This is a genomic window from Pseudomonas sp. NPDC090233 (assembly GCF_044772285.1).
Taxonomy (GTDB): Bacteria; Pseudomonadota; Gammaproteobacteria; order Pseudomonadales; family Pseudomonadaceae; genus Aquipseudomonas.
Genome location: NZ_JBIVYQ010000007.1, coordinates 278,740 through 298,980 on the forward strand (window position 1 = coordinate 278,740; position 20,241 = coordinate 298,980).

Here is a 20,241-nt window from a genome sequence, read left to right on the forward strand (position 1 = left end):
GGTGAGCCGAATAAGCTTTCTATTCGGCTCACCACTTGGCAATCGCATGCAACAAAGGGCGCCCGTTATCCGCGAGACGCCCTTTATCAAGCTGACGAATCCGGTGTCAGTCAGTGGTAATTCGCGAATGCTGCTTGGTGTCCTTCATGGTCGCGTACACCAACAGCGAGCAGGCGATGCACGCCGTGACGTACCAGTAGAAACCGCTCTCCATCCCGGCGCTCTTGAACCACAGGGCCACGTATTCGGCAGTGCCGCCGAAGATGGACACGGTCAGAGCGTAAGGCAGGCCAACCCCCAGGGCGCGGATTTCGGTTGGGAACAGCTCGGCTTTGACCACGGCATTGATCGAGGTATAGCCACTGACGATGATCAGCGCCGCCATGATCAGGAAGAACGCGCCCCACCAGGTCTGAATGGTGTGCAGGGTGCTGAGGATTGGCACGGTGAACAGGGTACCGAGCACACCAAAGGCGATCAGGATCGGGCGACGGCCGATCTTGTCGGACAGGCCGCCGATGATCGGCTGCAGGCACATGAACAGGAACAGTGTGGCCGCCGAGATGGTGGTCGAGTCACTGATGCTCATGCCCACGGTGTTGACCAGGTACTTCTGCATGTAGGTGGTGTAGGTGTAGAACGCCAGGGTGCCGCCCATGGTCAGGCCGACCACGGTCATCAATTCCTTGGGATGGCGCAGCAAGGTGCGCATCAGGCTTTCCTTGGCCTTTTCCTTCTTGGTGAACGAGGCGGTTTCTTCCATGCCACGGCGCAGGTACAGGGCAACCACCGCGCACAGCGCGCCGATCACGAAGGGTACACGCCAGCCCCAGGCATACAGTTCCTCGGTGGTCAGGGTCTGCTGCAGGATGATCAGTACCGCCAGGGCGATGAGCTGACCGGAGATCAGGGTCACGTACTGGAAGCTGGAGAAGAAGCCACGGCGCTCCTTGCTGGCCATCTCACTGAGGTACGTGGCCGAGGTGCCGTATTCGCCACCCACCGACAACCCTTGCATGAGGCGCGCGACGACCAGCAACACCGGCGCAGCGACACCGATGGTGTCATAGCCCGGGGTTAGGGCGATCAGCAGGGAGCCGGCGCACATCAACAGTACCGAGGCCATCAAAGCAGCCTTGCGCCCCTTGCGGTCGGCGTACAGGCCCATCAGCCAGCCACCGATCGGGCGCATGAGGAAGCCCACGGCGAAGATAGCGGCGGTGTTGAGCAGTTGTGCGGTGGAGTCGCCGGCCGGGAAGAAGGCCTTGGCGAAGTACAGCGAGAATGCGGCGTAGACGTACCAGTCGTACCATTCGACCATGTTGCCGATGGAGCCACTGAAAATCGACTTGAGGCGGCTGGAGGTGGTTTTTTCTGCGGCCGGCGCGGCGGCCGCCCCGGTTGGCAGGGAGGTGGCGTTATCCATCAGGGATACCTTCTCGTTGTTTTTGTGGAGCGCGCCTGGGGCGCTGCTTGCCAGAGCAATTGCAGAAGGTGTGCCAAATGGGGGCGTTGCGATTCATTTGAGTGCGCGGCGCGCCCTTCGCGGGGCAAGCCCGCTCCCACGGCCCGTGTAGTTCCTGATGTTGCGCCTTAAACCTGTGGGAGCGGGCTTATCCCGCGAAGGGCGCGCCGCGAATCTCGAGGATAAGCGGATTTACGCCCAGTTAGGCTTAATGGCCGGCGGAATTCCGCTCATTCCCGAGCTACGAAATCCTCACGCAGCAACCCATGCCGCTGCATCTTTTCATTCAGTGTGCGTCGCGGTAGTTGCAACGCTTCCATCACGCTCTTGATTTCACCTTTATGCATGCGTAGCGCAGCACGCAGGCATTGTGCCTCGAACGTTTCCATCTGCTCGACCAGTGACTGGCCTATAACACTCGAATCGGTGTTTGGCGAGTTCAGCCCCAACGCGTGCCGCTCTGCCGCATTGGCCAGTTCACGCACGTTGCCCGGCCAGTCGTGTGATAACAACTGTGCCAACTGCGTGCCCGACAGCGGTGCCGCAGTTCGGCCAAGCTTCACGGCTGCGGCATGGGCGAAATGCTCGAACAACAAGGGGATGTCCTCTCGCCGCTCTCGCAGCGGTGCCAGACGCAGCTCGGCAACATTCAGGCGATACGCCAGGTCTTCGCGAAAACGCCCGGCACGTGCTTCTTCGAGCAGGTCGGGCTTGGTTGCGGCAATGATTCGCAAGTCGACGCTGATGCTCTGGTTGGCCCCCAACCGCTCCAGTTTCTGCTCCTGGATCACCCGCAGCAGCTTGGCTTGCTGGGCCAGCGGCATGCTTTCGATTTCGTCGAGGAACACCGTGCCGCCGTTGGCATACTCCAGCTTGCCGATGCGCTTGCCCTGTGCCCCTGTAAAGGCGCCGCTCTCATGGCCGAACAGCTCGGCCTCGAACAGGGTCTCGGGGATCGCTGCGCAGTTGAGCGCGACGAAGGGTTTGCCGGCGCGTGGGCCGAAGTCGTGCAGGCACCGCGCCACCCGCTCCTTGCCACTGCCGGTTTCGCCACGAATCAGCACATTGACCGGCAGGCTGGCCAGGTCGAGCACCTGTCGGCGTAGCTGTTGCAAGCCTTGAGACATGCCCAGCAGGGTGGCTTCCAGGCGTGACTTGAGGTCGGCCTGCTCATGCAGGCGGCGGTTTTCCAGTACCAGCTGGCGTTTCTCCAGAGCGCGCCGCAAACTGCCCAGCAAGTGCTGCGGGGTGAAGGGTTTTTCGAGGAAGTCATAGGCGCCGTTGCGCATGGCCTCGACCGCCATCGGTACATCGCCGTGGCCGGTCAGCAGGATGACGGGCAGGTCCGGGTCATCGGCCTGCAAGCGTTCGAGCAGTTGCATGCCACCCATGCCCGGCATGCGCACGTCACTGATGACCACGCCCGGAAAGTGCTGCGGCAGGTGAGCCAGGCAGTCCTCCGCGCGGGCGAACAATTGCACGCTGAAGCCAGACAGGTTCAGCCATTGCTCGACAGCGCTGCGGATACTCGCTTCATCATCGACGACAATCACTGAATTCAGCATACGGGCTCCAAATCGCGGGGCAGGGTAAAGCTCAGGCGCGCACCGCCTGGCAGATTTTCGGCGTGCAGCTGGCCGCCGGCCTCGACGATGATGCCATAGGATATCGCCAGGCCCAGGCCAAGGCCTTCACCTACCGGTTTGGTGGTAAAGAACGGGTCGAATACCTTGGCCAGGTCGGTGTCGGCAATCCCTCCTCCAGAGTCGAGTACGCTCAGGCGCCACTGGCCCTGCTCGGGTTCAATGCGGATTTCCAGGCGCTTGTAGCGTTTGTCGGCCATGGCGTCGAGGGCGTTGTGCAATAAGTTGATCAGCACCTGCTCAAGGCGAATAGCATCGCCACGCACCCAGGCCGGGCGGGCCAGGTAAAGGGCCACTTCGACCTCGTCGTTGCGCATGCGAGTGTCCAGCAGGTGCAAGGCCTGATCGACGACGGTCGCCAGGTCCAGCCGTTCGCGCAGGCCGACCGGGCTGTTGCGGGCAAAGGTTTTCAGGTGGCTGGTGAGCGCGGCCATGCGCGAGAGCATTTGTTCCAACGGCTCCAGGGCCTGCCGCGCTTCGTCGTAGCGGGCGTGATCAAGCAGCAGGCGCAGGGTTTCCAGCTGCATGCGCTGGGTGGTCAGCGGCTGATTGATCTCGTGGGCCATGGCGGCGGACATCTGCCCGAGTGCGGCCAGTTTCGCCGATTGCACCAGGCCCTCCTGGGCGGTGCGCAGTTCGCGGGTGCGTTCCTCGACCTGGCGCTTGAGCTCTTCGCGGCTGCGCTGGCGCAGGCGGGCCAGGCGCAGGCGCTGGCTGACGAACAGCGCAGCGAACACCAGGCTCAGCCATACGGCGGCAGCGCCCAGCGCAGCGTTACGGCCAGCGGCTGCCACCTGGGGCTTGCGCAGCAGGTGCAAGGTCCAGTCTTCACTTGCCAGCGGCAGGCTTTCCCACAGGTATTCGGCCGACCCTCCGGGGCCCTGCACACGGCTCAGATGGCTATGCTCGGCGAAGCGCGTCAGCACTTGATGCTGTAGCGGCACCAATGGCTGCTTGTCGTACTGACGGGTCTCGGCCAGTTCGGCGCGGTCGGCGCCTTCGAGCGGCTGCAACTCCCGATAGCGCCATCCGTCCTGGTTGGCGATGAAAGTGATGCCCCGCGCGTCGCTGACCAGCAGGATATCGCTGCCCTGGCGCCACTCGCGCTCCAGTTCGGGGAACTCCAGCTTGACCACCATCGCACCAAGGAAGCGCCCCTGTTCGTCGGTGACTGCGCTGGACAGGAAGTAACCAGGCACGCCACTGGTCACGCCGACCGCATAGAAGCGGCCGCTGCCTTGGCTGCGGGTTTGTTTGAAATAGGGGCGAAAGCCGTAATTGGACCCGACGTAGGTGGTCGGCAGGCGCCAATTGCTGGCCGCTACGGCCAGGCCGGTGCTGTCGAGCAGCTCCAGGGTGGAGGAGTTGGCGGCGCCGTTGATGCGTTCAAGCTTGCGGTTCAGTGCATCTTGCACCTGTTCGCTGACCGGGCCACGCAGCGCCTGAATCAGCTCCGGATCCAGCGCCAGGACGGCAGGCAGGGCGCGGTAGCGTTCGATCAGGGTATGCAGCGAGGTAGCGTACAGGCCCAGTTGCTGACTGGCGCGGCGGGCGTCGTCTTCCATGGCCTGGCGCTTGGCCTGGTGCAGGGCCCAGCCGGCGCTGAGCGCGGTGCCCAGCAGGATCATCAGGGTGATCAGCCCCAGACGCAGGGCGCGAAAGGATAATGGCATGGGTGGGCCCGGATGATGATGCGTCAGTGAGGGCCTTATCGCCGACTTGCCGGCGATAAGGCCAAGTCGGCTTACAGCAATTCAAAGCTCTTCTGCTGCACCGCTTCGGAATCCAACCCAACCTGGACATTGAACTCACCAGGCTCGGCCACCCGTTGCAGCTGGCCATTGTAGAACTTCAGATCTTCCTCACTGATGCGGAAGGTCACGGTTCGCGACTCACCGGCCTTGAGCATCAGCTTGTGGAAGTTCTTCAGTTCCTTGACCGGGCGGCTCATGGACGCCGAAACATCCTGCAGGTAGAGCTGCACCACGGTTTCGCCGTCAAGCTTGCCGGTGTTCTTCACCGTCACTTTGGCTTCCAGCGTGTCGCCGCGCTTGAGGTCCTTGGCCGACAGGTTGAGCCCCGACAGTTCGAAACTGCTGTAGCTCAGGCCATAACCGAACGGATACAACGGGCCATTAGGTTCTTCGAAGTACTGAGAGGTGTAGTTGCCAGGCTTGCCTGGGGTGAAGGGCCGGCCGATGCGGGTGTGGTTGTAGAACATCGGAATCTGCCCGACCGAGCGCGGGAAGGTGATAGCCAACTTGCCCGACGGGTTGTACTCGCCGAACAGGACGTCGGCGATGGCGTTGCCGCCCTCGGTGCCGGCGAACCAGGTTTCCAGGATGGCGTCAGCCTGCTCGCGCTCCCAGGCAATCGACAGCGGACGGCCGTTCATCAGCACCAGCACCAGGGGTTTGCCGGTGGCTTTCAGCGCTTTGATCAAGTCGCGTTGTACCGCCGGGATTTCCAGGGTGGTACGGCTTGAGGACTCGTGCGACATGCCGCGGGACTCACCGACCACGGCCACCACCACGTCGGACTGTTTGGCCGCCTTGACCGCCTCATCGATCAGGACAGCGGCCGGGCGCGGGTCATCGACGATTTCCGGGGCATCGAAGTTGAGGAAGTTCAGGTAATCGAAGATCGCCTTGTCGCCGGTGACGTTGGAGCCCTTGGCATAGACCAGCTTGGCCTTGCCCTCGACGGCGCGGCGCAAGCCTTCGCGCACGGTGACCGAGTGCATCGGCTTACCGTCGGCGGCCCAGCTGCCCATCATGTCGATTGGTGCATCGGCCAGCGGGCCGACCAGGGCGATGGTGCCGGCTTTTTTCAATGGCAGGGTCTGCTGGCGGTTTTCCAGCAGCACCAGGCTGCGGCGCGCCACGTCGCGGGCGGCGTCGCGGTGCAGGCGGTCCTCGCCGTAGTAATCCTTGAGGTCGGTTTCGGCCTTGCCGATGCGCACGTACGGGTCTTTGAACAGGCCCATTTCATACTTGGCCCCAAGCACTTCGCGTACGGCTTGATCCAGTTCGGCCTGGGTCACCTCGCCAGACTTGAGCAACCCTGGAAGCTCTTCGCCATACAGGGTGTCGTTCATGCTCATGTCGATGCCGGCCTTGATCGCCAGCTTGGCCGCCTCGCGGCCGTCGCGGGCGACGCCATGGCGGATCAGCTCCTGGATGGCGCCGTGGTCGCTGATGGTCACCCCCTTGAAGCCCCACTCCTTGCGCAGCAGGTCGTTCATCAGCCAGGTGTTGGAGGTGGCCGGCACGCCATTGATCGAGTTCAGCGCCACCATCACCCCGCCGGCACCAGCATCGAGCGCAGCGCGGTAGGGCGGCAGGTAGTCGTTGTACATCTTCGGCAGGCTCATATCGACCGTGTTGTAGTCACGCCCGCCTTCCACCGCGCCATACAGGGCGAAGTGCTTGACGATGGCCATTATGCTGTCGGCGTTGGCCGGGCTGCTGCCCTGGAACGAGCGCACCATCACCTGACCGATCTTCGAGGTCAGGTAGGTGTCTTCGCCGAAGCCTTCGCTGGTGCGGCCCCAGCGAGGGTCGCGGGCGATGTCGACCATGGGCGCAAAGGTCATGTCCAGCGCGTCGGCGGAGGCCTCGATGGCCGAGGTGCGGCCGACCTTGGCGATGGCGTCCATGTCCCAGGTGGCGGCCAGCCCCAGGCCGATCGGGAAGATGGTGCGTTCGCCATGAATGGTGTCGTAGGCGAAGAACATCGGGATCTTCAGGCGGCTGCGCATGGCGGCGTCCTGCATCGGCCGGTTCTCGGGCGCGGTGCGCGAGTTGAAGGTACCGCCGATACGCCCGGCGGCAATTTCCTCGCGAATCTTCGCGTGCGGCATCTCCGGGCCGATGCTGATCAGGCGCAGTTGGCCGATTTTCTCGGCCTCGGTCATCTGGCTGATCAGGTGCTCGATGAACGCCTGCTTGTCTTGCAGGGGCGGGGCGGAGGGGGCGGCAAGGGCCGCCTGACTGGCAAGGCCCATCATGGCCAGGCCCAGCAAAGACAGTTTCATCATGAATTCCGTTGTCGAGGCCTGTGCCGTATCCACGGTGATACGTGCGCGGCCGAAGTTTTCAGGCGGCTATTGTTGTACGATTCACAGGCGTTAATTCCAGCGGCGGATTATGCCTGAATATGTCGGCCGCTGAGGAACACCCGAATGCCGGGACAACAACAATAAGAACGATCAAGAGACCGAAGGCATGACTCCCCTCAACGAATACGAGCAGCGCCAGATCGCCGAGGCCATTGCCCGCGTGGAACGGCGTACCGATGCCGAGTTGGTGACCGTGTTGGCCCGGCGCGCCGATGACTATGCCTACCTGCCGCTGTTCTGGGCCGCCGTGCTGGCGCTGGCCATACCAGGGCTGTTGCAGTGGCTGCTGGGCTGGCCGGGTGCACGCGGCCTGCTGGTGGCCAACGTGCTGCTGTTCGTTGGGTTGTGCATCGTGTTGCGCAAACCGCGCATGGCCGCCTGGCTGATCCCTGTTGCCCTGCGCCGCTGGCGGGCATCGCGTCTGGCGCGGCAGCAGTTTCGCGAACAGAACCTCCAGCACACGGCGGGTGGCACAGGGGTGCTGATCTTTGTTGCCGAAGCGGAGCGGCATGTGGAAATTCTCGTCGATCAAGGTATCGATCGCCATCTCGATGCACAGGCCCGCGCGATCATCGTTGCCCGTTTTACCCAACAGGTGCAGCAAGGCCGGACGTTGCAAGGCTTCGTCGACTGCATCGAGGCCTGCGGTGATCGGTTGAGCGAACACGTACCGCGGACCCATGCGCGCAACGAGCTGCCCAACCGCCTGGTGATCCTCGACTGAGCCACGCCCATCGCGAAAACCTTCGCCTGGGGCAGGCATCGACGTAGAATGCGCGGCATTGCGCAACGCGCTCCCCGCTACCCGAGGCACCTGCTTTCCATGTCCGCCAGTATTCCCGCTACTTCCGCGCCGGATGCGCGCGCCCAGTTTCTCGACCTGCTGAGCGCCGCCTTGCTCGGCAATACCTTGGTCAAGCTGGTGCTGGCGCGCCCTGTCGGCGCCGATCAGACCTTGCAGCGGATCATCGCCAAACCGGTGCAGGTGAAAGGGCAGCCGAACCTGTCGCTGGTGTATCGCCACCAGACCCGCGACATCACCCGCAACGTCCCGCTGGACCAGGCGCTGGCGCTGGTCGCCGAATTGCTGCCGGACGGTTTTCGCAACGCCCACCTGTTCGATGGCGACGGCGAGCTACAGCTGACCTTCAGCAAGAAGGGCAAGCCGATGCTCCAGCGCCACGGTGCCCAGGCCCCCCGCGAAGCCGCTGCCAGCACTGGCCACGACCGCGAGAAGAAGCGCTACCTGGAGTTGTCGCGGCCGTTCCTGCGTGACCTGGGCGTGACCGATGGGCAAGGCGCGCTGATCCCGTCCATGTCGCGCAAGTGGAAGCAGATCAACAAGTTCATCGAGGTATTCGAGCACGCCCTGGCCAATGCCCCGGTGCCTGAGCAGCAGGCACTGCGGGTGGCTGACTTCGGCTCGGGCAAGGGCTACCTGACCTTCGCCATGCATGACTACCTGCGCAATACGCTGGGCCGCGAGGCTCAGGTGACCGGGGTGGAGCTGCGCCAGGACATGGTTGACCTGTGCAACGCCGCAGCGTCGCGCCTGGACCATCCGGGCCTGGAGTTCCAGTGTGGCGACGTGCGCAGCGTGGTGCCCGAAGCCATCGAGGTGATGATTGCCCTGCACGCGTGCGACATCGCCACTGATTACGCGATCCATACCGGTATCCGCTGCAATGCCGCGATCATCATGTGCTCGCCGTGCTGCCATAAGCAGATCCGCCCGCAACTGCACAGCCCTGGGCTATTGCAGCCGATGCTTCAGTACGGGCTGCACCTGGGCCAGCAGGCTGAAATGCTGACTGACAGCTTGCGCGCGCTTTACCTGGAAGCCTGTGGTTATGAAACCAAGGTGTTCGAGTTCATCTCGCTGGAGCACACCAACAAGAACAAGATGATTCTTGCGGTGAAGCGCAAGCAGCCAGTGGAGGCGGGGGCGTTGCTTGAGAAGATTGCGCAGCTCAAGGCATTTTATGGGGTGCAGGAGCATTGCCTGGAGACGTTGTTGCGCGATGATGGGTTGATCGCTGGGTAACCGTATTTTGATTGGCGGTGTTGTACAGATCGAGCGCCGCCCGTGCGGCGCATCGCGGATGAATCCGCTCCTACATTTGTTGTAGCGTGTCCATGCCTAAAACGCCATGGTTCATCGATTGGCGCACGGTTGAATGCCTGCCGACCGCTTGGAGCGCCAGCCGAAATATTGAGTTGTGCTAACGAGGCTGACAACTATGGTCTATCAGGCCATGGCACGTTGCAACAAATGTAGGAGCGGATTCATCCGCGATGCGCCGCGCGGGCGGCGCTCGATCTCAAGAGCGCCGGAATCCTTTCGGCAAGCACCCGTAAGCCCCACCGCAATCCGAAGCTCACTTTAACGACGACTACCAGGCACCGCGATCGCCAACTCCGCCTGCCCCAACGGATGCGTACTCGCATCGAAGAAATGCAGCGCCGTCTCTGCCAGGTCACCAAACCGCTCAACGAAATGCTGCTTCTGATTGATCACTGAAGCCTCGTTCAACGGCCGGATAGCAATCGAAAGATGCGTCGGCCGCGCCTGGCGAATGGCGTCGAGCAGGTGCTGGTCGCTACTGTCCAGGTGCTGCCCGAACAGGCATAGACCCTGGCTTTCCTGCGCCAACTGCCCCAGGCACCAGCCAAGGTAATCCGAATTGCGGATCGCGCGCAGTTTCTCGTCGCTGCGGTCTTCGTTGATGAACAATGGCACTTCACCCGGAATGTTCACGGCAAAGCCGTCGAGCAATTCAGCGCTTTCGGCACTGCGCTGGCGGGTGGCGCCGTCGGGCAGCTTGAGCAGGTGCAGGCCGCCATGCAGGTGCAGCATGCGCGTACCCGTACCCTGTGTACGGCGCACATCGAAGAAGCCCTGTTCGTCGAACAGCGCGGCGAAGCCTTGAGGGTCGTGCTGCACGGCCCACGGCAGGATCAGGTCGTAGTTGCTGGTGTAAACGCTGCGATAACTGCGTAAGGCTTGGTTGATCGACGCCAGGCTGGCCGCCGGCATCAGTGGCCAGGGGAGGTGCACAGTGCGCACGGCATGGATCAGCGCTTCCTTGATCGAATAGTAGCGGTTCAGCGGCGCGGTGGAGTTGATCGCCAGGGCTGCGTTGGCGCGCACGGTATGGTTGAGCGTACTCAATACCGGCTCGAACAGTTCCGTGCCCAACGACTTGAACAACGCTTGGTCGCTGATCGCCAGGCCCTTTTTGCGCCCGGCTCGCTGCGCTTGCTCGAACAACGAGAAATAACCGAACGGCTTCCACAGTGCCCGGCTGGCGCCGTTGCCCAGCAGCAGGGCATCGCACGGATGGCGTTGGGCGAGTTCTTGCCAGGTGGCGAGGTGGGCGTCGAGTGCGGGCATGATGGGTCCATTCGCTGCAGCGGGAAACGGCGGCGACTTTAGCATGTCATGCGAGGTGTGCGAGGGTTGCGGTTCAGCCATTACAGGGTTCGTGGGATGAAAGAGGAATTCAGCGTGCGCAAAAGTCTGATCGGGATTCTCGCCTGGGCAGCCCTGGGGGCGGCGTCTTCGGCCTTGGCAACGGAGGGCAAAAGTCTCGCTGCCGCCCAGGGCATTCCTTTCCCTGCCGTGATCGCTCATCGCGGCGCCTCTTACGATGCTCCGGAGTCGACAGCTCCCGCGTACCTGCTGGCGCGTGAATTGGGCGCCGACTATCTGGAGCTCGACCTGCAGCGCACCCGCGATGGCGTGCTGGTGGTGGTTCATGACGACGAGCTGTCCCGCACCAGTGATGTCGCCGAGCGTTTCCCAGAGCGCAAGACCAGCCCGGTCAGCGCATTCACCCTCGCCGAACTGAAATCCCTGGACGCAGGCAGCTGGTTCAACACGGCCTATCCGCAGCGTGCCCGAGCTTCGTTCAGCAAGTTGTCCATCCTCACGCTGGACGAAGTCATCGACATCGCCGAAGGCAACCCCGAGCGCCGACCTGGCCTTTATATCGAAACCAAGGTACCCAACCAGTTTCCGGGTATTGAGCGGGAGCTCAAGGCGCGGCTTGAGGCACGTGGCTGGCTGGACAAACCTGGGCGCGTGGTGCTGCAGACGTTCGATCGCAACAGCCTGACCTTGCTGCATCAAGTCATGCCGCAGGTTCCGAAGATTCTCCTGCTGTGGGTGGGCACCAAGGGCATCACGCCCGCCTCGGGTCAGGACTTCGCAGGCTCGGGTGAGCGCGACAAGGCCGCGTTCTATGCGCGTCAGCAACCGAAGGATCGGGCGGAGTTCCTGCGATGGCTGGACATTGCCAAGCAAGGTGGGGCAATCGGTACCGGCCCTTCGGCCAAGCGCAGCAAGCTGGGCGAACAGAGCTACGCCGACCTGATCCAGCCATGGATGAACCAGGCCAGCCATGAGCGTGGGTTGCTGGTGCATGTCTATACGCTCGATGAGCCTGAGGACTTCGACGCAGCAATGAAGGGTGGGGTGGATGGGATCTTTACCAACCGAGCGGGGAGTCTGCTGCGGTTCTACCAACGGTCAGCAGAACACGAGTCGCAAGTACTGGGCAGGTTAGGTTACTGAGCGAGGTGGGGTGTCGCCCAAATCCCGAGTCCTATTGCGCCACACCCGATACGCCCGTATCCCCGCCCGCACCGAACCAAACAGCAGTTTGTCCTCCATCTCCCGGGCCATCCCCGAGCGCACCAGCATGCGCAGGAACGTGCCGCGGGCGCGGGCGATGCCGAAGAAGATGCCTTGTGCGGCGAGGGTGTCGCGTACCTCGCGCAGGGCTGAAATGCCACTGACATCGATGCTGCTCACCGCTTCCGCATCGAACAGTACGGCGCGGGGTTGGGCCTGGCTTTGCACGGCTTCGAGCAGGCGCATCTTGAAGTAGTCGGCGTTGAAGAACAGGATCGCATCGTCGAAGCGGTACACCACCAGGCCTGGCACGGTGCGGGCTTCCGGATGCTTGCGGATGTCGACCTGGCCTTCGGTGCCCGGCAGCCAGCCCAGCACCGCGTCGGTGGGTTGGTAGATGCTGTAGAGCAAGCGCAGGATCGCCAGGGTCACGGCAAACACGATCCCCGGCAGAACGCCAAGGCCCAGTACGCCGACCGTGGTCAGCAGGCACAGCCAGAATTCGAAACGGCTCAGGCGGCGGATTCGTCCCAGCGACTTGATGTCGATCAGCCCCCAACCGGCCATCAGCAGTACGGCACCCAGTGCCGCCTGGGGGATCCAGGCCATCGGCGCGGTGAAGAACAGCAGAATCAGGGCGATCACCAGTGCGGCGATGATGCCGACCAGCTGGCTCTTGCCGCCGACCATGTCGTTGACCGCGGTGCGCGAATCGGCGCCGCTGATGGCAAAGCCCTGGGATATCCCGGCTGCCAGGTTACTGACGCCGAGGGCGACGAATTCATGGTTGGCATTGATCGCATAGCCGTGCCGCGCGGCAAAGCTGCGGGCAGTGAGCATGGCGCTGCAGAAGCTGACGGTGGCGATGCCCAGGGCATCGCGCAGCAGGCTCTTGGTTTCCGCCAGGTTGCTTTGTGGCCAGGCCAGTTGCGGGATGCCGGCCGGCACCGGGCCGAGGATGGCTACGCCCAAGCGGTCCAGGCCGAACAGGCCGACCAGCAGGGTGAATACGGCCACCGTCACCAGTGCCGCTGGCAGGCGTGGATAGCGCCGTGGTAGCCAGATCAGCAGGGCCAGCCCAGCCAGACCGATGGCCAGGGTCAACCAGTGGATTTCGCCCAGACGCTGCACGAAGTTGATCAGGCTGAGGATGAACCCGTCACCCTCGATCTTGAAGCCCACCACCTTGGACAACTGCCCGGCAATCAGGCTCAGGCCAATCCCATTGAGGTAACCGATCAGGATCGGCCGCGAGAAGAAGCTGGCGATGAACCCGGCCCGCGCCAACCCGGCGGCAATCAGCATTACCCCGACCAGCACGGTAACGATCACCGACAGCTCGGCGATACGCTGCGGATCGCCCATGGCCAGCGGCGCCACTGCACCGGCGATCATCGCGCAGGTGGCGGCGTCCGGGCCGACCATCAACTGGCGTGAACTGCCGATCAGGGCGTAGACCATCATCGGCAGCACGCAGGCATACAGGCCGTATTGGGGCGGCAAACCGACGATCTGCGCGTAGGCGATCGCGATGGGGATCTGGATGGCGGCCACCGACAGGCCAGCCTGCAGGTCGGCGTGGAACCACTCGCGGCGGTAGTGCAGCAGGTTGGCAAGGCCCGGTAGCCAGCGGGAGAGAAACATGCGCAGTCCTTTCGAAATGTTTCGCGAATCCATAGAGCATATGCGCCCCAAGGCGTTTCGCTTGCAAGTGGATTCGAGGCATTTTCAGGAGAGGCAGAAACGAAAAAAGGAGCCAAGGCTCCTCTTGACAGCGATGACATTGCTGGAACGTCATGCGGGAATGCGGTGTGGAGCGGGTAGAGGGAATCGAACCCTCGTCGGAAGCTTGGGAAGCTACTGTTCTACCATTAAACTATACCCGCGTCTGCGATCGACTTTTTACCAGAACCCTTTCTGAATTAGAAGCCCCAGTTATAAACAAGGCCTAAAAAAAGCTGTCGGCGCCCATAACCTGCGGGACATGGCTACAGGACGCCGATGCGCTCAGATAGCCCATGCGTGCTGCACTTGCGAGTTGCTGAACGGGGTGCGTGCCCGAGGTTCACGCACGGTCGGCTTGAGGAAGCCGAGCAGGGCACTGCGGGTATCCTCGCAAGCCGCCTTGTTTTCCATGTCGAGGAAGTGGCCGGCATCGCGGATCACGGTGAAGTGGCTCTTGTCGACATGGTTGCCGAACTGCCGGGCGTCTTCGGCGGTGGTGTATTCGTCGCGGTCGCCGTTGATGAACAGCACCGGGATGTCGATGTTGCGTGCACCTTTCAGCGCCCGGTCCAGGTCATGCTGCAGCACCTGGTTGATGTGGAAGTGCATCTGCGCGTACTCGTGAGTGTCCAGGCTGCTGACATGCCGATAGTTGAAGCGTTTGAACAACGACGGCAGGTGCTTGCCGATGGTGTCGTTGACCAGGTTGCCGACCTGGTAGCGATCACAGGCGGCCAGGTATTGGCACCCACGGTCGAGGTAGTCGCGCATCGGTTCGTTGATAACCGGCGAGAACGAGCTGACCACGGCCTTTTTCACCAACCGTGGCTGGTGCGCCAGCGCCAGCAGGGTGCAGGCACCGCCCCAGGAGAACGACATCACGTGGTCGGCCTGGAAGTGCTCGATCAGCTCAAGCAGGATGTGCGCCTCATCCTCCTTGCTGATCAGCCGTTCCTGGCGGTTGTGCGGCTTGGACTTGCCGGCGTACGGCTGGTCATACAGCACGACGTTGAACTGCGGGTGCAGGTTGCGCACCGTCTGGGCAAACGAGGCCGTGGTGGCCAGCGAGCCATTGATCAGGATGATCGTCTTCTCGGCGGCATCGGCGCGATAGAACTCCGTGTAAACCCGATACTGACCTTGGATATCAAGTACAGCGATTTCTGGCCTCATGTCATCGACTCCTGGCGCAAAAAGGGTATTCGCGTCACCTAGGGTGCACGTTGTTTATGACAGGTAGGCATTTGCCTGAAGGAATTACCGGGGGCCCTGTGTCGATCCTTGGCACACGTGTCGACGGTATTGTTTTTGGCGGGCAATTCGCCGTGCCCCAAGGCTTCTAGGCCTTGGGTAGCCGGCAAAAAGGTGTCTTGGACCGCGTTTGTGACTAATGAGTCACGAGCGGACCGACAAGTTAGGAGTCAAGCAGGGTTTGCGGATCCCGCAAGTGCCGTTCGAACGAAATTGTGACTTTTCTCGCCGGGCGGTCGTATGACGTCAGCGCAGTGCCGGAAGCGGTCTAGACCGCGGCTATTTCCTCAGCCGTCAAGGCCCGGAACTCACCCGGTGCCAAGCCTGGGTCGAGGCGGATCGGCCCCATGCTTTCCCGGTGCAAGCCCACCACCTTGTTGTCGAAGTGGCCGAACATGCGTTTGACCTGGTGGTAGCGCCCTTCGACGATCGCCAACCTGGCGGAGCGTGGACCGAGAATGTCTAACTGCGCGGGGAGGGTGGTCAGGTCTTCGAAGGCGAAATAGAAGCCTGCGCGAAACTGGTCGACGTAGTGCGGGCCGATCTCGTCCTCTGTCTGAACCAGGTAGTGCTTGGGCAGCTTGGTCGCGGGCTGGGTCAGGCGGCGTGACCACTGACCGTCGTTGGTCAGAATCATCAGCCCGGTGGTGTTGTAGTCGAGCCGGCCGGCAATATGCAGGTCGTCGCGCAGCGCTGCGGGCAGCAGGTCGAGCACGGTGCGGTGCTGCGGGTCGTGGGTGGCGCTGACGCAGCCGCTCGGTTTGTGCAACATCAGGTAGCGCGCCGGGCGCCCGGCCTGCAGCAGTTGCTCATCCACCTCGATACGGCTGAATTCGCGCACCTCGGTGAGCGGATCGGACACCGCCTGGCCATCCACGTGCACGCGGCGCTGCACCAGCAGCAGGCGTACTTGCTGGCGGTTGTAGCGGGGCAGGTTGGCGAGAAAGCGGTCGAGGCGCATGGCAGAAAAACGGCGTGGATGAAGAGGGCGCGCAGTCTAGCGCTTTTCACTGTCGATCGGGGCTGGCGCGTTCGCAGGCAAACCTGCTGCACAGCGCGGGCACAGGCAGGACTGGTCGCGCAGTTCCGATGGCAGGGCCTGGAGCACTGCCGGGTCGATGGCCACGGCAAAACACCAGCAGGCCTCGGTGGCGGTGCGTGGGTCGGCCAAGGTGCATTGGTTGAGGGCGCCGCAGGCGGGGCAGCGCTGGTTGTCATTCATACGCGAATCCGGGTGTTTCGCTGCAGACGCGGTTGCGACCGGACTGCTTGGCACGATAAAGGGCGCGGTCTGCGCGGGTCAGCAGGGCGTGCAGGGTGTCATCGGGCTGCAGGCCACTGAGGCCGATGCTGGTGGTCAGGCGCAGCGGCTGTTCGTCGTAGCTGAAGGTCAGGTGCTCGGTACGCCGGCGGATCTTTTCCGCCACGTCGATGGCTTGCCGGCCTTCGGTTTCGCGCAGCAGCACGATGAATTCCTCGCCGCCCCAGCGGCAGAGTATATCCGACTGGCGCAGGCTGCTCTGCAGCACGTTGGCGAACTGGCGCAGCACTTCGTCGCCGGCCAGGTGGCCGTGGGTATCGTTCAGCGCCTTGAAATGGTCGAGGTCGATCAACAAGGCCACCAGCGGTGGGCAATCGCGCTGGGCTTCGTGCAGGGCCTGTACGGCCAGCAGGTCGAAGCTGCGCCGGTTGGGCAGCCCGGTGAGGCTATCGAGAGTGGCCAGGGCTTCGATGCTGGCCTGATGGCGCCTGAGCATGCCATGCAGCAGCGACAGCACCACCAGGGTGATCATCGCGCAGATCGCCAGATTCAGGTACAGCGAATGGCGAATGCGGTCGAGGGCACCGGTTTCGCGCTTGTCCACCAGCAAGTACCAGTCCAGTTCGGGCAGGTGCCGGACATTGAGAAAATGGCTGTGCCCTTTGCTGTCCTTGTATTCGTGACTGCCTTGCGTGGGAACTGGCTGCTGCACCAACAATGCATCCAGTTCGGGGTTGTCGTGCAGCGGTTGACCCACCCGTAAACCACGAGGGCCGCCATCGGAGCCAGTGAGCAGGACCTTGCCCTTGGCATCGGTGAAGAACACCGAGCGCTGGTAACGGCGCTGGTAGGTGTCGATCAACTTGACCACCGCGTCCACGCTCAGGCCAACCCCGGTCGCGCCGATGAAACGCTGCTGGTAGTCCAGCACCCGGTGGTTGATAAACACGGTGAGGCTGTCCTGATTGGCCATGTCCAGGTCGACGTTGATTTCGTAAGGCACCTTGCGTTCGCGCAGGCGGAAATACCAGGCGTCACGCCAGTTGTCCGGCTCGACATGCTTGAGCACGCCCTTGGCCTGGTAATACGTGAGGCTGCGGTCGGAGACGAAAAAGGACGTGAAGGTGTCCTGCTTGCCCATCACTTCACCGAGAAAGCGGGTGATGCGTTGGGTATCCTGTTCGCCGGCCAGTACCCAGTCGCGCAGGAAAGTGTCCTGAGCCATCATCGAGGCGATCAGCACGGGGCGGATGAGGTCTTTCTGAATTTCCGAATAGACCGTGTCGGACGTCAGCGGCAGCTCGGTGTTGATGATGCCATCGCGGATCGCACTGCGTGAGGCGAAATAGCTGAGCAGCGAGGTGGCGAGGAAGCCGCAGGCCAGCAGCATCAGCAGGGCGAGGATCAACGAGCGCTGCGAAAACAATGCGGAGCGTGTAGGCATGATCGTCCCGTGATGTGTGCCGAGGCGATCATTCTAGTGACATGACCGAAAAAAGACTGCAGGTTTTTTGCGGGTATCCGAGCTGTTTCAATTTGTTGCTGAAATGGCACTGCACATTGGCGGCAATGTCTTATTCAGTGTCGACCAACGCGTTGCCGTCGACGCCCGTCAGCGCCGCTGTTCGGGCACCCCAGCGGTCCAGGAGGCCGCCATGTCCTATCGAATCCTGTTGATCGCCCTGTTGGGTCTGATGACGACCGCCTGCGTTCCTTATCACGGAGGTGGAAGTTACTACCGTTCGGATTACTACACCACCGATCGTTACGTCGCGCCGGGGTATTACCGTTATGACCGCTACTATGTGGCGCCGCAACCGCGCTATTACTACCAGCCTGCTCCACGTTATTACCGCCCTGCGCCGGTGCCGCAATACCGGCCACATCCGCAACCGGGCATGAACCAGTGGCATGGCAACCCGCGTTACGACTACGGCAATCGCCAGCGCTATGACTATGGGCGTGATCGCGATCGGCATGATTACCGCAATGACAGCCGGCGCTATCAGAATGACCGTTGGCATTCCAATGGCCGGGGTGACCGCGATCGCCGACCGGATGGCGGCCGCGACGGCGATCGCAACTGGCAACGTTAAGGACTGACAGGGCCGCATTGCGGCCCCATCAAGCCAGATCAGCCAAGGGGTGTCGCCCCTCCCACACCTTCACGAAATGCGCCTCGACCACAGCTGCCGGCACCTGCGCCACATCCGGCCAGTGCCAGCGCGGCTGGTTGTCCTTGTCCAGCAAGCGCGCACGCACGCCTTCGCTGAATTCCGGATGACGGCAGCAATTGAGGCTCATGCTGTATTCCATCTGGAACACCTGGGCCAAGGACAAGTGCCGCGCCCGGCGGATCTGCTCCCACACCAGGTGCGCCGTCAGCGGGCAGCCTTCGTGCAAGCGCTGGCCTGCTTCGGCCAATAGAGGATCGGCATGGTGTTTCAATCCCTCAAGTGCCCGCCATGCAGCTGCGGGGTCGGCGACATCGAGCAGGGCGTCGATCGCCTGGCGTCGCGGTAGCCACTGAGCCTCGGGTAACTCGGCGAAGGCACGATGCTGTTCTGCCTTGAGCAGGCTGTTGAGTTGCAGGTCGGTCTGTTCCTGCCAGTTCATCTGCAACAGCTCATCCAGCAGGCCCTCTTGCTGGTGCTCGCCAAAGAATCGGTCAGCCAAGCCAAGATCGAGGGCGTCGCGGGCATTGATGGGGGCGCCGGTCAGCCCCAGGAACAACCCCAACTTGCCTGGCAGGCGGGCAAGGAACCAACTGGCGCCGACATCGGGGTAAAGGCCGATACTGATTTCCGGCATCGCCAGCCGGCTACTGGGCGTGACGATGCGCACCCCGGCGCCCTGCAGAAGGCCCATGCCGCCACCCAGCACATGGCCATGGCCCCAGCACAGCAGGGGCTTGGGGTAGGTATGAATCAGGTAGTCGAGGCGATATTCGGCGGCAAAGAACGTCGCCGCCAGTGGCGGTACGCTGCCGGGGTGATCACGGCAGGCCTGGGCCAACGCCCTGACGTCGCCCCCAGCGCAGAACGCCTTGGCCCCGTTGCCGCGCAGTAATACACAGACCACCCCTGGGTCCTGGGCCCATGCGTGCAGTTGTTCGCCGAGCACCTCGATCATCGGCAGGTTCAGGGCATTGAGCGCCTTGGGCGCATCCAAGGTGGCAATGCCGATGCGGGCGCCATCGGCGCCGGTGAGTACCTCGCAGTGAATGGCCATGGACTACCTCGCTCAAGTCATCACCCTAGTATGGCCTGCCTGGCCGATCACGCCGGTCGTCGGTCGGACCGATTGACAAGGTGGGGCGGCTTACCTAGTGTCGCGCCATTGTTTACGGATGGCCCCATGACTGACGACGATCGCATCAAACTCGAACCCAGCTGGAAAGACGCGCTGCGTGCCGAGTTCGACCAACCCTATATGCACCAGTTGCGTGAGTTCCTGCGCCAGGAACATGCCGCCGGCAAGGAGATCTACCCGCCGGGGCCACTGATTTTCAATGCGCTCAACTCCACGCCGCTGCCGCAGGTGAAAGTGGTGATTCTCGGCCAGGATCCGTACCACGGCCCGGGCCAGGCTCACGGCCTGTGCTTCTCGGTGCAGCCGGGTGTGCCGACGCCGCCGTCGCTGGTGAACATCTACAAGGAAATGCAGCGCGACCTGAACATCCCGATTGCCAGCCACGGTTACCTGCAGAGCTGGGCCGAGCAAGGCGTGTTGCTGCTCAACACGACCATGACCGTCGAGCGCGCCAATGCCGCTTCGCATGCCAAGAAAGGGTGGGAGTTCTTCACTGACCGGATCATCCAGGTGGTCAGCGAGCAGTGCCCGAACGTGGTGTTTCTGCTGTGGGGCGCGCATGCCCAGAGCAAGCAGAAACTGATTGATGGCACCAAGCACCTGGTGCTGAAGTCGGTGCACCCGTCGCCGTTGTCGGCGTACCGTGGTTTCCTTGGCTGCGGGCATTTCAGCCGGGCCAATGGGTTCCTTGAGCAACGTGGGCTGGCGCCGATCAACTGGGCGTTGCCGCCTCTTTGAGATTTGCGTCGCTTTTGTTCGCGGTTAAAACCGCTCCCACAGAGATCCCCCGATCCAGTGGGAGCGGCTTCAGCCGCGAAGAAGCCAGCA

At 62.6% G+C, this 20,241-nt stretch carries 16 protein-coding genes and 1 tRNA gene; 5 read left to right on the forward strand and 12 right to left on the reverse strand.

The window, feature by feature from the left end; genetic code table 11:
• Positions 1 to 106: 106 nt before the first annotated feature.
• The 4 genes from ACIQUF_RS21065 to bglX form a co-directional block, all read right to left on the reverse strand.
• Positions 107 to 1,426: an MFS transporter gene (locus ACIQUF_RS21065; RefSeq protein WP_403135018.1), complete on the reverse strand. Its 1,320-nt coding sequence runs from the start codon at positions 1,424 to 1,426 to the stop codon at positions 107 to 109.
• 269 nt (positions 1,427 to 1,695) lie between these two features.
• Complete coding sequence (locus ACIQUF_RS21070; RefSeq protein ID WP_403135021.1) at positions 1,696 to 3,030, reverse strand: sigma-54-dependent transcriptional regulator; 1,335 nt, start codon at positions 3,028 to 3,030, stop codon at positions 1,696 to 1,698.
• On the reverse strand, positions 3,024 to 4,781 hold the full coding sequence (locus ACIQUF_RS21075; protein ID WP_403135023.1) for an ATP-binding protein: 1,758 nt from the start codon (positions 4,779 to 4,781) through the stop codon (positions 3,024 to 3,026). The genes ACIQUF_RS21070 and ACIQUF_RS21075 overlap by 7 nt, the downstream gene beginning before the upstream one ends.
• Positions 4,782 to 4,852: 71 nt before the next feature.
• On the reverse strand, positions 4,853 to 7,147 hold the full coding sequence (gene bglX / locus ACIQUF_RS21080) for a beta-glucosidase BglX (protein WP_403135026.1): 2,295 nt from the start codon (positions 7,145 to 7,147) through the stop codon (positions 4,853 to 4,855).
• A gap of 187 nt (positions 7,148 to 7,334) precedes the next feature.
• On the opposite strand from bglX, the gene ACIQUF_RS21085 reads away from it, so the two are divergent.
• Together ACIQUF_RS21085 and ACIQUF_RS21090 are read left to right on the forward strand one after the other, a co-directional pair.
• A complete protein-coding gene (locus ACIQUF_RS21085; protein ID WP_403135027.1) occupies positions 7,335 to 7,952 on the forward strand; it encodes a TPM domain-containing protein in 618 nt (205 codons plus the stop codon).
• Between the two features lie 99 nt (positions 7,953 to 8,051).
• A complete protein-coding gene (locus ACIQUF_RS21090) occupies positions 8,052 to 9,272 on the forward strand; it encodes a class I SAM-dependent methyltransferase (protein ID WP_403135030.1) in 1,221 nt (406 codons plus the stop codon).
• Positions 9,273 to 9,611: 339 nt separating this feature from the next.
• Here the strand turns inward: ACIQUF_RS21090 and ACIQUF_RS21095 are convergent, their stop codons facing one another.
• Entirely contained in the window at positions 9,612 to 10,622 is a 1,011-nt protein-coding gene (locus ACIQUF_RS21095; protein WP_403135032.1) for a DUF4917 family protein, read from the reverse strand.
• A gap of 96 nt (positions 10,623 to 10,718) precedes the next feature.
• Here ACIQUF_RS21095 and ACIQUF_RS21100 point away from each other — a divergent pair, with 96 nt between their 5' ends.
• Positions 10,719 to 11,804: a glycerophosphodiester phosphodiesterase gene (locus ACIQUF_RS21100; protein ID WP_403135035.1), complete on the forward strand. Its 1,086-nt coding sequence runs from the start codon at positions 10,719 to 10,721 to the stop codon at positions 11,802 to 11,804.
• Here the strand turns inward: ACIQUF_RS21100 and ACIQUF_RS21105 are convergent.
• The 6 genes from ACIQUF_RS21105 to ACIQUF_RS21130 all read right to left on the reverse strand — a co-directional run bounded on the left by ACIQUF_RS21105 (position 11,793) and on the right by ACIQUF_RS21130 (position 17,545).
• Positions 11,793 to 13,508: a SulP family inorganic anion transporter gene (locus tag ACIQUF_RS21105; RefSeq protein ID WP_403135037.1), complete on the reverse strand. Its 1,716-nt coding sequence runs from the start codon at positions 13,506 to 13,508 to the stop codon at positions 11,793 to 11,795. The genes ACIQUF_RS21100 and ACIQUF_RS21105 overlap by 12 nt on opposite strands.
• A 168-nt stretch (positions 13,509 to 13,676) precedes the next feature.
• Positions 13,677 to 13,750, reverse strand: a tRNA-Gly gene (locus ACIQUF_RS21110).
• Positions 13,751 to 13,871: 121 nt separating this feature from the next.
• Positions 13,872 to 14,762, reverse strand: a complete 891-nt coding sequence (locus tag ACIQUF_RS21115; RefSeq protein WP_403135040.1) for an alpha/beta fold hydrolase — start codon at positions 14,760 to 14,762, stop codon at positions 13,872 to 13,874.
• A 346-nt stretch (positions 14,763 to 15,108) separates the two neighbouring features.
• The gene (locus ACIQUF_RS21120; protein WP_403135044.1) at positions 15,109 to 15,801 is read right to left on the reverse strand and encodes a pseudouridine synthase; all 693 of its coding nucleotides are present in this window, start codon (positions 15,799 to 15,801) and stop codon (positions 15,109 to 15,111) included.
• Positions 15,802 to 15,837: 36 nt separating this feature from the next.
• A complete protein-coding gene (locus ACIQUF_RS21125; RefSeq protein ID WP_403135048.1) occupies positions 15,838 to 16,062 on the reverse strand; it encodes a cysteine-rich CWC family protein in 225 nt (74 codons plus the stop codon).
• Complete coding sequence (locus ACIQUF_RS21130) at positions 16,055 to 17,545, reverse strand: diguanylate cyclase (RefSeq protein WP_403135051.1); 1,491 nt, start codon at positions 17,543 to 17,545, stop codon at positions 16,055 to 16,057. Before ACIQUF_RS21130 ends, ACIQUF_RS21125 begins: the two co-directional genes overlap by 8 nt.
• Before the next feature lie 211 nt (positions 17,546 to 17,756).
• Here ACIQUF_RS21130 and ACIQUF_RS21135 point away from each other — a divergent pair, with 211 nt between their 5' ends.
• The gene (locus tag ACIQUF_RS21135) at positions 17,757 to 18,197 is read left to right on the forward strand and encodes a hypothetical protein (protein ID WP_403135054.1); all 441 of its coding nucleotides are present in this window, start codon (positions 17,757 to 17,759) and stop codon (positions 18,195 to 18,197) included.
• Between the two features lie 28 nt (positions 18,198 to 18,225).
• On the opposite strand, the gene ACIQUF_RS21140 is transcribed toward ACIQUF_RS21135, so the two are convergent.
• Positions 18,226 to 19,332: an enoyl-CoA hydratase/isomerase family protein gene (locus tag ACIQUF_RS21140; protein WP_400800290.1), complete on the reverse strand. Its 1,107-nt coding sequence runs from the start codon at positions 19,330 to 19,332 to the stop codon at positions 18,226 to 18,228.
• Positions 19,333 to 19,458: 126 nt separating this feature from the next.
• Here ACIQUF_RS21140 and ung point away from each other — a divergent pair, with 126 nt between their 5' ends.
• Positions 19,459 to 20,151, forward strand: a complete 693-nt coding sequence (ung, locus tag ACIQUF_RS21145; RefSeq protein WP_400800292.1) for a uracil-DNA glycosylase — start codon at positions 19,459 to 19,461, stop codon at positions 20,149 to 20,151.
• The last annotated feature ends 90 nt before the right edge of the window (positions 20,152 to 20,241 follow it).